Below are 15,257 nucleotides of genomic sequence, written 5' to 3' on the forward strand. Positions count from 1 at the left end.
TGATTTAGGCTCAGCAAGTCGCAGATCAGCGTCTTGTCGATGTGACGGAATTTACATTGCGCTGCAAAATACCCCTAGGAATATCGCCATTTCACGCGCAAACTTCGGGTCATGCTGTTGTGTGTTTGACAGAGCCAGATTGTAAATTTGTAAATTCTGTAATAGGCTGTCGTAGCGACATACGATGTAAAGCTTGTCACAGTCGCGAGAGGGGACCCATGGCGGAAGGCAAGATATTCGCCGGACCGCGCATCCGCAGATTGCGCAATGAACGCGGCCTGACGCAGACCGCCATGGCCGAGGCGCTGGGCATTTCTCCATCCTATCTCAATCTGATCGAGCGCAATCAGCGGCCGCTGACGGTGCAACTGCTGCTGAAGCTTGCGGCAACCTATCGTATCGAGCTTGATACGCTGCAACTCGAGACCGGTTCCTCCATGGCAGCGCTGAAGGAGGTGTTCTCCGATCCGCTGCTGTCCGGGGAACTTCCGGGCGACCAGGAACTGATAGAGATCAGCAATGCCGCGCCGAATGCTGCGGCGGGGGTCATCAAGCTCTACCGGGCCTATCGCGAGCAGCAGGAAAGACTGTCGGACCTTTCCGAACTCCTGGCGCGGGAAGGGCGTGCGCCTTCGCTGTCGGCAACCCGTCTTCCCCTCAATGAAGTGCGCGAGGTGCTTGAGCGGCGTTCCAACCACTTTCCGCGCATCGAGGGCGAAGCCGAAAGCTTCCTCGGTCTGCTGCGCCCGGGCGATGATCTTTCAGGCGCGCTCAAGGCGTGGCTCAAGAGCGAGCATGGTATCTCCGTTCGCATACTCCCGGTTGCGACCATGCCGAACTGGCGTCGCCGCTACGATCGCCATTCGCAGCGCCTGTTCATCTCGGAACGGTTGTCGCCCTTCGATCAACTGCGCGAGATCGCGATGGAGGCGGCGCTGACGCGGATGCAGGTGATCATCGCGGCAGAAGTCGAAGATCTGAAGCTCTCCTCCGACGAAGCGCGGCGGATCGCCCGCTTCGAGCTTGGCCGCTATGCTGCCCATGCGCTGATGATGCCCTATCAGCCATTCCAGGCTGCTGCCATCCGTACGCGCTACGACATCGACATCCTGCGCGCGCGCTTCAACGTTTCGTTCGAACAGGTCGCCAACCGGCTGACGACCATGCCGGCCCAGGCGGCGATACCGTTCTTCCTGCTCGAGATCGACAATGCCGGCAACCGGCTCCGCCGCGCCGGCGCGCAGGGATTTCCGCTCTCCCGCTTCGGCGGCGAATGCCCGCGGCTGCCTGTGCATGCGGCATTCTCCCAGCCGGGCCAGATCCTGGTCGAGGCGGTCGAAATGCCCGATGGCGCGGAGTTCCTGACGCTCGCCCGCACCCAGGAGGGGCCGCAGGGCGCATTCAATGAGCGGCCGCGGCGCACTGCCTTGCTTCTTGGCTGCGACATCGGATTTGCCGATGAAACCGTCTATGGCGCCGTTGCGGCAAGCAGGGGCCAGAATTCGCAGGGCGGCAAGGGTCTGGCTGCGACGCCGGTCGGGCCCGCTTGCCGCCTGTGCGAGCGCGTCGCATGCCTCTCGCGCGCGGAACCGCCCATTACGCGCCCGCTCGGGCTCGATGAGATGGTTTCGGGCCTGAGCGCCTTCGATTTTCAGTAGTCCTGATGGTCCTTGCGACCGCAAAAACGCCCGCTGCATCGGAATTTCCTGCGCTCGGCGCATCAAGCCAGTTGACGAAGCTGCCGCAATCTAAAAAGGTGGGAAAAGACCGTTGCGCAAAGCAGTCCTGCGTGGGTAATGGGGATACGGCGAAACGTCGATCTGGGGTTTGAACGGCACCTGTCGGATGCCGGCTGAATGGAGACAATAAATGGGAATGAAATCCGCTATTTTGACCGCTGCGCTGGTGCTGGGCCTGGCCGGTTCGGCGACGGCGCAGGAGCGCGTCGTCAACGTCTATAACTGGTCCGACTATATCGACGCCCAGATATTGACCGATTTCACCAAGGAGACCGGCATCAAGGTCGTCTACGACACCTTCGATTCCAATGAGATCCTCGAGACCAAGCTGCTTGCGGGCGGCACCGGCTACGACGTCGTCGTCCCGACCGCCAATTTCCTGCAGAGGCAGATTGCCGCCGGCGTCTTCCAGAAGCTCGACAAGTCCAAATTGCCGAACCTTTCAAATACCTGGGACGTCATCAACCAGCGCGTCGAAAAATACGATCCCGGCAACCAGTATGCGGTCGATTACATGTGGGGCACCACCGGCCTCGGCTACAATGTCGAAAAGATGAAGGAAATCCTCGGATCGGACGAAAAGCCGACATGGGACGTGCTCTTCAAGCCGGAATTGGCGGCGAAATTCAAGGATTGCGGCATCCATGTTCTCGATTCCGCCTCGGATGTCATGCCGTCTGCACTTGCCTATCTCGGCCTCAACCCCGACAGCCATGATCCGGACGAACTGGCGAAAGCCGCCGATCTCCTGACGTCGATCCGGCCCTATGTGCGCAAGTTCCATTCTTCCGAATACATCAACGGCCTGGCCAATGGCGACATCTGCCTTGCACTCGGCTATTCGGGCGACATTTTCCAGGCGAGGGACCGTGCCGCCGAAGCAAAGGCCGGCGTGACCGTCGATTACGCGATCCCGGCCCAGGGCGCGCAGATGTGGTTCGACCTGATGGCGGTCCCGGCAGATGCGCCACATGTGGCCGAGGCTCATGAATTCATCAACTACATGATGAAGCCCGAAGTCATCGCCAAGGCATCCAATGTCGTGTTCTACGCCAATGGCAACAAGGCATCTCAGCAGTTCATCGACAAGGAAATCCTGGAGGATCCGGCGATCTACCCGACACCGGAAGTTCTCGAGAAGCTCTTCACCGTCGCACCCTATGATACCAAGGTGCAACGGGTGGTGACGCGCCTGTGGACCAAGGTGGTGACGGGTCAGTAATCTTCTTCAAAGCCCCGGCCCAGCGCCGGGGTTTTCACTGGGACGACCGGCAGCCATACGCAGCCATGCGCGATTGTTCCGGTTGTCACCTTGAAGCAGCGTTGAATGTATAGAGTAATTGTGGTGGCCGGAGCGTCCGCAGGCCTTCTGAAACCAAGCCGCCGGGCTGATAATTGGGATATATCATGAAATCATTGGGTAGTTTTCGCCGCAAATTCGCCCCATGGACCGATCCGCAGGCAACCGCTTTTATCTCTATCGAGAACGTTACCAAGATTTTCGGCAATTTCACTGCCGTCGACGACCTGTCGCTGACCATCTACAATCGTGAATTCTTCGCCCTGCTGGGCGCCTCGGGCTGTGGCAAGTCCACGCTTCTGCGCATGCTTGCGGGCTTCGAGGAGCCGACTTCCGGCCGTATCCTCATCGACGGCCAGGACATGAAAGGCATCCCGCCCTATCGCCGCCCGGTCAACATGATGTTCCAATCCTATGCCCTGTTCCCGCACATGACCGTGGAGGCCAATATCGCCTTCGGCCTGAAGCAGGACGGCATGCCCAAGGGCGATATCGAAACCCGCGTCGCCGAAATGCTCAAGCTGGTCAAGCTGGAGCAGTTCGCCAAGCGCAAGCCGCATCAGCTCTCCGGCGGCCAGCGGCAGCGCGTCGCCCTGGCGCGATGCGTGGCCAAGCGGCCGAAGGTGCTCCTGCTGGACGAGCCGCTCGGCGCGCTCGACAAGAAACTTCGCGAGGAAACGCAGTTCGAACTGATGGACCTGCAATATGAGCTCGGCCTGACCTTCGTCGTGGTGACGCATGATCAGGAGGAGGCCATGACCATGGCCGACCGTATCGCGATCATGGACAAGGGCAAGGTGATGCAGGTGGCGACACCCGCCGAGGTCTATGAGGCGCCGAATTCGAAGTTCGTTGCGGATTTCATCGGCAATGTGAACATGTTCGAAGGCACGGCCACGGCCATCGATGACGGCAAGATGGATATCGACACCGGCGCGGATGATCTGGTGATCCGCACCGATGCCTCGCGCAGCTGCACTATCGGCCAAAAGGTGAATTTCGCGATCCGGCCAGAGAAGATACGCCTGAGCCGCAAGCCACCGGCGGACAAATCCGTCAATGCCGCGCAGGGCGAACTCTATGACATCGCCTATTTCGGCGACATGACGGTGTTCCACGTCAAGCTCGCAAGCGGGCGGATCATCAAGGCGGCAAGCCTCAATGCGGTTCGCACGGTCGAAGACCCGCTCGGCTATGATGATGTGGTCTGGGTAAGCTTCGACACGGATGCCGGCATCGTTTTGACGGCCTGAGGAGAGCCAACGTGCAGAAACTGATAGCCTCCATTTCCAGCCGCCTCGTCATCCTGGTGCCCTATGCCTGGCTGCTGGTGTTCTTCCTGATCCCGTTCATCATCGTCTTCAAGATCTCGCTTTCCGAAGTGGCGATGGCAATCCCGCCCTATGCCCCCGCGATCGATCTCGCCGGCGGCTGGGAGGCGGTCAAGCAGGCATTCGGCCAGTTCTCCTGGGACAATTACGTCTGGCTCACCGAAGACCCGCTTTATTACAAGGCCTATCTGTCGAGCCTGCTGATCGCTGCCGTCTCGACCATATTGACGCTCATCGTCGGCTATCCGATCGCCTATGGCATGGCGCGCGCGCCGGCGACGATCCGCCCGACGCTGCTGATGCTGGTCATTCTGCCGTTCTGGACCAGCTTTCTGATCCGCGTTTATGCCTGGATCGGCATATTGAAGCCGGAAGGGCTGTTGAACCAGTTCCTGCTGTGGGCGAATGTCATCGACACGCCGCTCAATATTCTCAACACCAACACGGCGGTCTTCATCGGCATCGTCTATTCCTATCTGCCGTTCCTGGTCCTGCCGATCTATTCGTCCCTCGAAAAGATGGATTATTCGCTGGTCGAGGCGGCGGAAGACCTTGGCTGCCCGCCGATATCGGCATTCTGGAAGATTACCTTCCCGCTGTCGCTGCCGGGCGTGATCGCAGGTTGTTTCCTCGTATTCATTCCCGCAGTCGGCGAGTTCGTCATTCCGGATCTTCTCGGCGGTTCGTCGACGCTGATGATCGGCAAGACATTGTGGAGCGAATTCTTCAACAACCGCGACTGGCCGGTTTCCTCCGCCGTGGCGGTGGTGCTGTTGCTGCTGCTGGTTGTGCCGATCGTGCTGTTCCAGCGGTCCGAGGCCAAAGCGCAAGGCGAGAGATGAGATGAATACACAATGGTCCCGCTTCAACATCGTATCGCTGGTCCTTGGCTTTGCGTTCCTCTATCTGCCCATCGTCCTGCTGGTGATCTATTCCTTCAATGAGTCGAGGCTGGTCACCGTATGGGCCGGCTTCTCGACGAAATGGTATGTTTCGCTGTTCAGCAATCAGAGCTTCATCGATGCGGCATGGGTGACGATCCGCGTCGGGTTGATTTCAGCCACGGTCGCAACCGTGCTCGGCACGCTAGGGGCGCTCGCTTTGAACCGCTACACCAGGTTTCGCGGCCGGCTGCTCTTCTCCGCGATGATCTATGCGCCGCTGGTCATGCCGGAAGTCATCACCGGCCTGTCATTGCTGCTGCTCTTCGTCGCGATCGGCATGGACAGGGGCATCTGGACGGTGACTTTGGCGCACATCACCTTTTCGATGTGCTTCGTCGCGGTGGTCATCCAGTCACGCCTCGTGAGTTTCGACCGCTCGCTTGAAGAGGCGGCAATGGATCTCGGTGCGACGCCAGTGACGACCTTCTTCAAGGTAACGCTGCCGGTCATCCTGCCAGCCGTTGTTTCCGGCTGGATGCTGGCATTCACCCTGTCCCTGGACGATCTGGTCATTTCGAGTTTTACCTCCGGCCCGGGAGCGACCACGCTGCCGATGCGGATATATTCGCAGGTTCGCCTCGGGGTGACGCCGGAGATCAATGCAGCCTGCACCATGCTCATTGCCATCGTCGCCGTCGGAGTGATCATCGCCTCGATCGTCAACAAGCGCCGCGAGGTGCAACGGCTGCGCGACGAGCAGGCAGCGGCACGCAACCTTATTGCCTAGGCTGGTTGCGTCGCGCGCTGGTCCGGCTATTGCGAAACGATCGGTGAGATAAAGGGATTGTCCCAGGAACCGCCGATGAAGAACCGGGTGTGATTGAGCGCAGGTTCCGGCTTCGGCGCGTCGGCCGGCGTACCCTCGGGCGGTTCCGGTGCCGGCACGGGCGCAGCAAAATCGCCGGTGAGGGCAAGGCTCTTGCTCATCAGGGTGACGATCCCCGCGAAGCTGAACGTCCCGGACTTGTTCTCCATGCGGGCGGCATCCAGCGCTGCCACGCCGTCGGCGATGTTTGCCTTGATCTCCAGCCGGTCGAACGCCAGCAGCGCGTCCGTCTTCTCGTTGAGGCTGTAGAACCGCTCGGTCTTGGCCTTGCCGAGAAGCCGCTCGACATCGAGGCTGCGAATCTGACCGCTGCCGAAGCGCATGCTGAGCGTGCCCTTGGCGTCGGCGAGGACGGAGGACCACCGGGTAAGCGGGCCCTTCAGAACGAGGGAAACCGAGCCCTTGCCGAGCTCGAAGCGGTTGCCGAGGCCGAGCAGGGCGATGATCGGCGCGCTGTTGACGTCGGTGCCGTTGAACCGCATTTCGCCAATGGTCGCGCCGTCGCCTTCGTCTGCAAGCTGAAAGCTTGCCGCCACCGCGCCGCCGAACGCCGCCGCATCGCCGATGTCGAACATGGCGCGGCCGTTTCTGATCTGCGCCGTCGCCGCCACGTCGGAAAGATTGACGCTGCCGGCGGTCGCCTTCTGGGTCGAAACGCGCAGATCGAGATTGAGCTGCTTGAGGAACTCGGTTCCGATCATCCTGTCGCTCTCCGCCGAACCATTGGGCAGCGGCATGAGACCGGAAAACACCGAGTGAAGGTCGAGCGTCTCGAAAGCCAGCGTGCCGCTGATGCTCGGGGCGTCGCGGTTGAGCACGACCTCGATGACGCCCTTGGCCGGATTGTCGTTCAGCGTCGCCGTCATCCCGTCGAACTTGACCCGCGTACCCGAACCGGCGACGGAGGCATCGAGCGTGAAACTGCCGATGGGAGCACCCGGAATCTCCGCCATGCGCGACCATTCCAGCGTGCGCCGGAGCGAGGGCGAGGTGAGGGAGATGGTGCCTTCGAAGAACTGATCCTTGGCGATATTGGCCGAGCCGTTGAAGGCGAGCGTCAGCGGCGTCGAGCTGAGATTGATCTGGAGCGGGCTGGTTCCGCCGGCGAGGAGCAGGATCGCCTTGGTCGCCGAACTGTCGATCTCCGTTTCCTCGCCATGCCAGATCGCCTTGCCCTGAAAGCTCGCGACGCCGGAGGTCTGGGGCCAGTCGAACACCCCGGTAATGCTGGAAATCTGTTCCTCGGTGCCATTGATCGGCCGCTTGAATGTCACCATTGCATCTTCCAGCCGAACCCGGCCGAAAGGCTGAGAGGAGACGGTGCTCATGTCGGGCTTGGCGGGATTGGCCTCGATCGCGGCGCGCGCCTCGCGCATGACGTCGCCGATCCGCCCATCGCTGCGGGCGAGGGCGTCGCCGATCTCGGAAAGGCTCTTGATCGGTTCATCGAGAACGAAACGGGGCCGGATCACCCGCGTCTGCGTGAATTCCACATCGCCCATGAGTGCCGAGAGCAACGACAGTTCGACGTCGATCCGCTCCGCCTGCATGAAGGCCGGGCCCTCTTTCTGCCAGGGATTGCGGATCGTCACATCGCCGATCGAGGCGCTGAAGACCGGGAAGAACGAAATATTGGCCGGCTGGCGGGCCTCGACTTCATAGCCCGTCCAATTGCTGATCTCCTGTACGAGCCGGGCACGGATGACTTCCGTGCTGACGAGCGAAGGCAGCGCCACGAGGATACCACCAGCGACGATCGCCATGACAGCGAACGCGACGAGAAGGTTTCTCGGCCTGTACCAGGACATGAGCGTTTCCGATATTGAGTTGCAATGACCGCCGCACAGTCACCGCCATTTTTTTCACTGCTTAACCGTTTAGCGATCATCTGTGGCATTTCAAGCCGTTATAGCAACTTTATGGACAGCCGGCAGCCGTCTGTCATGTAGTGACCGTCCGCGGATGGCCCTGGCTCTATTCGGCGAGGACGCGCGTTGAAGGGAAGCTTATTTCGACCATCGTGCCGCGCCCGGGGCTGGAATCGATGTTGAAGCTGGCACGATTGGCTTCCGCCATCGCCTTCGTCAGCGGCAGGCCAAGACCGGTGCCGCCCGGCCTGACATTGGCCGGAGTGGTGATCTGCTTGTATGGCCGCAATGCCTGCTCGACTTCCTGCCGCGTCATGCCGATGCCCGTATCGCGAACCCGCAGCAGCACGTCGCCGCCCGGCTCATAGCTCGTCGAGACGATGACCTGACCGCCGGGGCCGGTGAACCGGACGGCATTGGACAGAAGATTGAGCGCGATCTGCGTGATGGAGCGATGATCGGCGACGATATCGGGAAGCCGCGACATCAGGCTGGAGCGGATGATGACCCGCTCGCGGTTGGCTTGCGGCTGCATGATAGCCACGGCTTCGGTCAGGACGTCGTTCAGGGGCACGGCCTCGAAATTCATCTCGACCGCGCCGGCCTCGATCTTCGAAATATCGAGGAGATCGTTGACGAGGGACAGGACATGATTGCCCGAACGGCTGATGTCGTGCAGGTAATCCCGGTAGCGCTCGCTCCCGATGGGGCCGAATTTCTCATCCGCCATCAGTTCGGAGAAACCGATGATCGCGTTGAGCGGGGTGCGGATTTCATGGCTGATGCGGGCCAGAAATTCGCTTTTCTGTGCCGAGGTACGCTCGGCTTCCTTCGTGGCGTTGACGAGTTCCTCCTCGGCCCGCTTCCAGTGCGTGATGTCGCGCAGAACGACGCAATATCCCTTGGAGGCATCCAGCCGGCCAATCGTCATGAACAGCGGAATGAACCGCCCGCGGCTTTCCCGCCCGATGACTTCGCGCCCATCATTGAGCAGGCTGGCAACGCCATTGTCGGAAAGGCTGTTGAGATAATCCATCGCGGCGCGCTGGCTTTCGACGGCAAACAGCAGCGAGAAGTTCTTGCCGACGATTTCATCCGGCTCATAGGCGAAGAGAGCGGCGGCGGAATGGTTCACCGACCGGATCGAGCCGGACGAATCCAGCAGGATCACGCCGTCGGTCGCCGTGTCGAGTATGGTGGAAAGCTCGTCGATCCTGGTTTGCAGCGACCGGCGCTCGTCTTCGGCAAGCTCGCCGCCTTCCTGATGCGGCGAAAGCGCGAGAAGCAGCGCCCGATGTTCCTTTTCACCGTCTTCGCCGGACCATTGCACGGCCTGGAGATGCGCCTCCACCCGTGACACTGAACCATCGCTGCGCCGAAGCGGCATGCCGCCGATTTCGTGCGGATCGCCATGCCCCTCTGCATTTTCTGCAAAGAGCGCGCTCAGCCCGCCCGCCGCATTGACGGCCTCAGGGCTTTCATAGCCCGTCAGATCGAGCATGGCGCGGTTGGCATAGACGACATTGCCCTCGCGGTGAATCAGGACGGGCAGCGGCAGGGCTGCCAATACGGTCGTATCGACGCCGCGCCGCGCGTGATGACGGATTTCTTCGGCGAAATCCTGTTTCGGCTCCGATGCCGCAGGCTTGTCGAAGCCGGGTCCCACGATTTCAGCATCCGGCACCTCGGGAACAGCATTCTCCGGCGGTGTCGGCTCGGCCAGGACTTCGCGGCGCAGTCGTTCGGCGATCTCGCGGAAGGCATTGCGTTCGGCTTCGTTCAGCCGCCCCTCGTCACGCGGCAGGCGCTGGCCCTTCAGCGTCACCACATTGCTGAGTTCGCCATCGGTGGGCGAGGGCTCCGCAGCCTCGCGGGCAATCTCCTCGAGAGCTGCGGGCTCTTCGACTATCGTCTCGGCAGCGTCCTCCGGCTCGGTCAGCGGCCATTGCGCCTGCACGGCTTCGCTCAGGCGGACGATGCCAAAGCCGCGAAACCCGAGGAATTCCCGCTCCCGGGAATAGATGGGGAGGGCTGCGAGTTCCACGGGCACCCGCTTGTCGCCGTTTTCCATGGGCCAGAATACGGTTCGACCCGACCACGTATCGCGGCGCTCCAGCAATTCGGCGACGCGCTCCTTGTCCTCGATCGCGTGCAGCATGCAGATTTCGCGGAAGGTCTTGCCGATGACATCCGCTGCGGCGGGGCCGACAGCCCGGGCGAATTCCGGCGAGATTTCAGTGAACGCGCCATTGGCATCGACCTTCCAGACGAACCGCGCGGTTGGCTCGTTGTGCTGATCGGGCAAGGGCTGGTCTGGTTCGGAAACGGGCGCCGCCGGTGGTCCGGCCATGTCATCCAGCGGCAGTGAAGCCTGCGACGCGGGCGTGGTCGGAGCTGCCGCTTCGCTGCGCACCGGGTTGCTCTCGGGGCCGGAGGCGTCTGCCTCCACCGCCCTGTCGTCGATGGCGAACAGCAGATGCAGGGCAGGGCTGTCCGTCAGCCGTGCTATTCCGGTCGGGATAGCGCCACGCGGGGTGGAAACCGGCCGCTTGACGAGCCTGTTGCGCTCCAGCCGCACTTCGCGCACCAGATCGGCGAGGCTCTTGTCGCTGAAGCCCAGCCTGGCGAACTGGCGCGTCGAGGCAAGGACGGTGCCCTGGCCGTCGATCATGGCGGCATGGGTCGTCTCGTCGCCGAAACCCCTGATGGCGAGGCTGGCATTCTGCGCCATGGACGCATCGCGTTGCCCTTTGGCGATGGAAAGCAGGATGGCGGATTCGCCGCGCGGCAAGGTGAGGTCGCTGGCCTGGAATGTGTGCATGCGGCTCGAAAGGCCGAAATCGAGCCGGAGCGAGACGGTCCGGCCATGGCCGATCGCCGGAAAATTGTCGAGCGCCATCAATTGCCGCCGCGCCTGGACGCCTAGCACGGTCTCGCTGCCCAGAACGTCGTCGACCGACGAATAGCCGAGCGCTGCCGCGCCTTCGCCATTGGCCCAGATGACATTCGCGAGATCGGGCGAGAATACGATCAGCGCGTCGCCATTGGCGAAACGTTCCCGGATCTCATCGAGAACTGCGATATCGATGAACGGATAGGTTCCGGACGCCACTAGCTACTCCACGGCAAACAGACCCCGATGGCTGTTCTTAATAGTTCATTAATAATGATCCGGCGCGCATGCGTCCATGTATGTCGGCTTTTGTGGCAGGTCTTTCTCTGGTTTTAGTTAATCCCGGCGCGCAGTTTTTAACGGTCGGGACGATAAAACAGCCGCCTCGTCGGGCCAGAATGTTGCAATGCGAGAAAAATGTTGCAATGCACAATAAGGCGCGCTATATTGGGTTCATCAAACAACGCGCAGATCAACGATATCTGCACCAAGGAAGGGCCGATTATGAGCAAGACTGCAAAACAGAATGATGCGTTTGCCATGCCTGCATTTGATGCTTCCACTGTAACCGATCAGGTTCGCGAATTCACCGAGAAGGGCGTTGCCCAGTCGAAGGAAGTTTACGCCAAGCTGAAGGATCAGGCCGAGACGGCACAGAAGACCCTCGAGACCACTTTCGAAACCGCCCAGAGCAATGGCACTGCCATTTCGCTCAAGGCCCTGGCTGCCCTGCGCACCAACACCGAAGCTGGTTTCGCTCACATCGAAGCTCTGCTCGGCGTGAAGTCGTTCGGTGAAGTTATCGAGCTCCAGTCCGCTTTCGTGCGCAAGCAGGCAGAGGCTTTCACCGGCCAGGCCAAGGAATTCCAGGCTGTGGCTTCGAAGGCCGTCGAGGAAATCTCCGCTCCGGTCAAGTCCGCTGTCGAGAAGGCCATCAAGGACGTCAAGGTCGCCTGAGCCGATAAGACAACAGAATCCCCGACGGCACTCCTCCTCCCAGCCGTCCGGGCGCGAGACGGGGTTCCTCCCACTCCAGTCTCGCAATCGTAGAAAAAGGCCGGCTCCTCCCCCGGCCTTTTTTCTTTTTCCGTTCGTTAAAGTGATTTGTTGCAAGAGCATGCTTGCAAAAAGCGTCAATCCTCCGTATGTGACGCGTGTCAAATTTTTGGCTGGTACGCGGTCGTAGCTCAGTTGGTTAGAGCGCAGGATTGTGGCTCCTGAGGTCGGTGGTTCGAGCCCACCCGACCGTACCATTTCCGCAAGCCCCCCTCATCACCTCCCGTCCGACAGCACATGCGTTCGCCTTGCCGGTGCAGGCAAGCATTGTCGCCCTATCGCGGGGTAGTTCCTATCGGACCAAACATTTCAGCAGGAAGTGCAGCAGCGTGTCGCCTCGGCGTATCGTCCAGCGTGGCAGCTCGGTCATATCGTCCTGCGCCTGGGCGCGACGTTTGTCGGTGCCCGTGGCGACGGCGTAGCCCGCATCCTTGACCATGCTGCGGACGGAAGGGCTGCAGTCGCCATAGGGATAGGAAAATGATGTCACGGGCTGGCGGGTGATCTGTTCGAGCCGGAACTTGCTTGAAAGGATCTGCCGCCGCGCTTCTTCCGCGCCCAACGCGGTGAGGTGCCGGTGGTCCAGGCTGTGCGAGCCGACTTCATTTCCTGCCGCCAGCCAGTCTTCGATCTGGCGCTCGTCCATGCAGGCGGCATGGGCGATGCCAAGTGGCCGATCCCATTCATTCGAACCGCCGATCTGGTTCGCGACGAAGAAATTGGTGGCTGTAAAGCCGAATTCCTGCAGGACCGGCAGCGCATTGGCGTGTACATTGCAAAAACCGTCATCGAAGGTTATCGCCGCCACCTTTCCGGTTTTCTCGCCGCGGATGAAGGGCATTGCCTCCCTCAGGGAAAGACCCTTGAACCCCAGCCGTCTCAGCAGCCACATCTGGCGACGGAAGCTGGCGGGGCTGACATACATGCTGCGAAATGGAGCACCTTTCGCCGGCGGAGTGGCGATCTGGTGATAGAGCAGGATCGGCACCTTCATTGTCCATCCCAGGTTTCTTGCGAATAGCGCATCACTTGCCGCCGGTAAAATGGCGTCATCAACTGGCGGCGGAGCGTCTCGGTCAGGGGCCTGCGGTGTCGATTGCCGCTCATGTCGGAAGGTGTTGCAGCTTGCGCCACGCCTCCCGGTATTACCGCCGAAGGGAACAGGACCGTCACCCAGGTCATCTGCAGCATGGCATCGACAGGCCGGTCGAACTGCTGCGTTACCGCAAGCAGCCGTGCGGCTGCCTGTCGGCCGACGAGCTGCGCCGCCATGCCAAGGCCAACGGGCACTGGCTTGATGATGCGAACGCCGTCCGCTTCGTGGATCGTGCTGCCTCTCTCCTTGTCGTCGCGGAGCGGAAAACGGATGAAATCATCGGGCTTCAGGTGCTCGAGGGCGGCCGCGAATGCAGCGGGGAACTGCGCCGTGAGGGCAATTTCGCTCTCGATGATGAGACCGGCATCCAGTCTCTGTTCGAGAATCGTCTGCCAGGCACGCCGGTGCGACATGAAACAGGCAACCTCGCAGCGCGAGAGCTCGAACGGATAGCGCGGCATGTGGAGATCACGGTGATAGTGAGAGCTGGCAAGCTTGCAGCACAGGTCGGCGCCGTCGAAGCCATCGACGATCTGCGCTGGAAGCGGCAGTTCACGCATAAGCGTCCGGACGTATGAACTTTCGGCTTTGCCGGAATGCACGATCAATGCGCGCAGATTGGGTTTTGATGTCATGCTGAAACAGGTTGGGCGACACGCCGATAAGATACGGATGAAATCAGGGCATATAAATCGATTAAATACGCTTCAAACCATAGTGAACCCGCCATTGAAATGCAAGCACCTGCAGCGGTGCCGTTCAGTCCCGGCGCTGAATATTGCTGAGGCCGGTATGCTTGGCAATGAAACGGGCGATGGCCGGTCCGGTAATGAGGACGATGAGAAAACGCGCCGTCTGCATGGCCATGACGAATGGCAGATCAACATTGCTTGATGCCGCGATGATGGCGATGGAATCGGCTCCTCCGGGGCTCGTCGCGAGATAGGCCGTCAGCGGATCGACATCGGCGACAAAGACGAGTATCGCGGCTATGCCGCCGCAGAGGGAGATCAGGATCATGATCGAGGCGACGACCCGGGGCAGGGCGCGCGCTGCGTGCACGAGGATCTGCCGCGTGAACCGCGAGCCGATATTCCAGCCGATCAGGGCGTAGCTCAAGGCAAGCAGCCATGGCGGCAGGACGATGGTCATCAGCCCGGCATTGTGGAGGACGATGCCGGCAATCATCGGCACCAGCATGGGGCCGGCAGGGACCCGCAGGCGCACCGAAAGCCATGAGCCGAGGCCGATCAATAGCAGCGTCTGCGCAAGGCCGAGCCAGTCGAGCGGTGGAAACCATTGAAACTCGGCGGTGTGCAAGGGACCGCTCGCCCATATGCGCGAAACGAGCGAGGCGACGACGGCGACGAAGACGACGCGCAGATACTGCATGAAGGCGACGAGACGGATATCGGCGCCATAGGCCTCGGCCATCAGGGTCATGGCAGCGGCGGCGCCGGGCGAGGAACCCCATACGGCGGTGGTGCCCGGCAGGACCTGCCAGCGTGCCAGGAACCAGCCAAGCGTGTTGCTCACGACGATGACCGAGGCGATGACGGCGAGAAAAATCGGCCAGTCCCGCGCCATTTCCGTCAATGTCGATGGCGCTATGGAACCGGCGATGAGGCAGCCGATGGCACCTTGCGCCAGAACGAAGGGGCGAACAGGGACGCGCACTGTTCCCTCCGCCGAGGCCACGACAATCGCCGCAGCCATCGGCCCGAGCAGCAAGGCGGCGGGAATATGAAGCGCCTGCAAGCCAAGAAAAAACAGGAATGAAAGGGCGACAAGGATCAGCCATTGCAGCGCGGGTGCGCGGCCGGCCAGATTTATTGTCATGGCTGATTGCTCTCTTGTGACATCTGGCGGCAGAATAATCCTATCGTCAGCCGCGTCTAGAGCCGGAACCCATCAAATAATACATAGTACAACGCAAATTCTGTCGCCGTATCGACTGCAGTGGCGAAATCAATCATCGGCGTCGTCCAAACGGCCAGAATGCACCGAGCCGCGCGCGCCATGGGGTGAAGCTCTCGTAGAATACATCTTCCGAGATGCGGCTTCGGCCATTCAACCTGATCTGCTGTTGCGCCACGATCCAGAACAAATAAATGTCCATTTCTTCTCCAGACGAAAAACACATTGCTTTGATCTGGAAAAATGGTCAGGTTTTATGCGGTTTTCTACAAACATGGACGCAACGG

Annotated in this window: 12 protein-coding genes and 1 tRNA gene; 7 read left to right on the forward strand and 6 right to left on the reverse strand. The window is 60.8% G+C overall.

The window, feature by feature from the left end:
* The first annotated feature begins 218 nt into the window (after positions 1-218).
* The 5 genes from OSJ75_RS12700 to OSJ75_RS12720 all read left to right on the forward strand — a co-directional run bounded on the left by OSJ75_RS12700 (position 219) and on the right by OSJ75_RS12720 (position 6,041).
* On the forward strand, positions 219-1,658 hold the full coding sequence (locus tag OSJ75_RS12700) for a helix-turn-helix domain-containing protein (RefSeq protein WP_267228336.1): 1,440 nt from the start codon (positions 219-221) through the stop codon (positions 1,656-1,658).
* Positions 1,659-1,875: 217 nt separating this feature from the next.
* Positions 1,876-2,961: a polyamine ABC transporter substrate-binding protein gene (locus tag OSJ75_RS12705; protein ID WP_250015467.1), complete on the forward strand. Its 1,086-nt coding sequence runs from the start codon at positions 1,876-1,878 to the stop codon at positions 2,959-2,961.
* A gap of 185 nt (positions 2,962-3,146) precedes the next feature.
* A complete protein-coding gene (locus tag OSJ75_RS12710; RefSeq protein ID WP_267228337.1) occupies positions 3,147-4,292 on the forward strand; it encodes an ABC transporter ATP-binding protein in 1,146 nt (381 codons plus the stop codon).
* A gap of 11 nt (positions 4,293-4,303) precedes the next feature.
* Positions 4,304-5,212, forward strand: a complete 909-nt coding sequence (locus tag OSJ75_RS12715) for an ABC transporter permease subunit (protein WP_250015258.1) — start codon at positions 4,304-4,306, stop codon at positions 5,210-5,212.
* A 1-nt stretch (position 5,213) separates the two neighbouring features.
* Entirely contained in the window at positions 5,214-6,041 is an 828-nt protein-coding gene (locus tag OSJ75_RS12720; RefSeq protein ID WP_250015256.1) for an ABC transporter permease, read from the forward strand.
* A 26-nt stretch (positions 6,042-6,067) separates the two neighbouring features.
* Here OSJ75_RS12720 and OSJ75_RS12725 read toward each other — a convergent pair whose 3' ends face one another.
* Both OSJ75_RS12725 and OSJ75_RS12730 read right to left on the reverse strand, forming a co-directional pair.
* Entirely contained in the window at positions 6,068-7,948 is a 1,881-nt protein-coding gene (locus OSJ75_RS12725) for an AsmA-like C-terminal region-containing protein (RefSeq protein ID WP_267228339.1), read from the reverse strand.
* Positions 7,949-8,114: 166 nt separating this feature from the next.
* Positions 8,115-11,120: a PAS domain S-box protein gene (locus tag OSJ75_RS12730; RefSeq protein ID WP_267228340.1), complete on the reverse strand. Its 3,006-nt coding sequence runs from the start codon at positions 11,118-11,120 to the stop codon at positions 8,115-8,117.
* Between the two features lie 285 nt (positions 11,121-11,405).
* Here OSJ75_RS12730 and OSJ75_RS12735 point away from each other — a divergent pair, with 285 nt between their 5' ends.
* Positions 11,406-11,858, forward strand: coding sequence for a phasin (locus OSJ75_RS12735; RefSeq protein ID WP_250015249.1), 453 nt, complete (start codon positions 11,406-11,408; stop codon positions 11,856-11,858).
* 219 nt (positions 11,859-12,077) lie between these two features.
* Positions 12,078-12,154: transfer RNA gene (locus OSJ75_RS12740), tRNA-His, on the forward strand.
* A gap of 95 nt (positions 12,155-12,249) precedes the next feature.
* Here the strand turns inward: OSJ75_RS12740 and OSJ75_RS12745 are convergent.
* The 4 genes from OSJ75_RS12745 to OSJ75_RS12760 form a co-directional block, all read right to left on the reverse strand.
* Complete coding sequence (locus tag OSJ75_RS12745; RefSeq protein WP_267228341.1) at positions 12,250-12,951, reverse strand: polysaccharide deacetylase family protein; 702 nt, start codon at positions 12,949-12,951, stop codon at positions 12,250-12,252.
* Positions 12,948-13,688: a glycosyltransferase family 25 protein gene (locus tag OSJ75_RS12750; RefSeq protein WP_267228342.1), complete on the reverse strand. Its 741-nt coding sequence runs from the start codon at positions 13,686-13,688 to the stop codon at positions 12,948-12,950. Before OSJ75_RS12750 ends, OSJ75_RS12745 begins: the two co-directional genes overlap by 4 nt.
* A 124-nt stretch (positions 13,689-13,812) precedes the next feature.
* Positions 13,813-14,892, reverse strand: coding sequence for an AbrB family transcriptional regulator (locus OSJ75_RS12755; protein WP_267228343.1), 1,080 nt, complete (start codon positions 14,890-14,892; stop codon positions 13,813-13,815).
* A 133-nt stretch (positions 14,893-15,025) separates the two neighbouring features.
* Positions 15,026-15,172, reverse strand: coding sequence for a hypothetical protein (locus tag OSJ75_RS12760; RefSeq protein WP_250015246.1), 147 nt, complete (start codon positions 15,170-15,172; stop codon positions 15,026-15,028).
* Between the last annotated feature and the right edge of the window lie 85 nt (positions 15,173-15,257).

The organism is Phyllobacterium sp. 0TCS1.6A (assembly GCF_026420825.1).
Classification (GTDB): Bacteria; Pseudomonadota; Alphaproteobacteria; order Rhizobiales; family Rhizobiaceae; genus Phyllobacterium.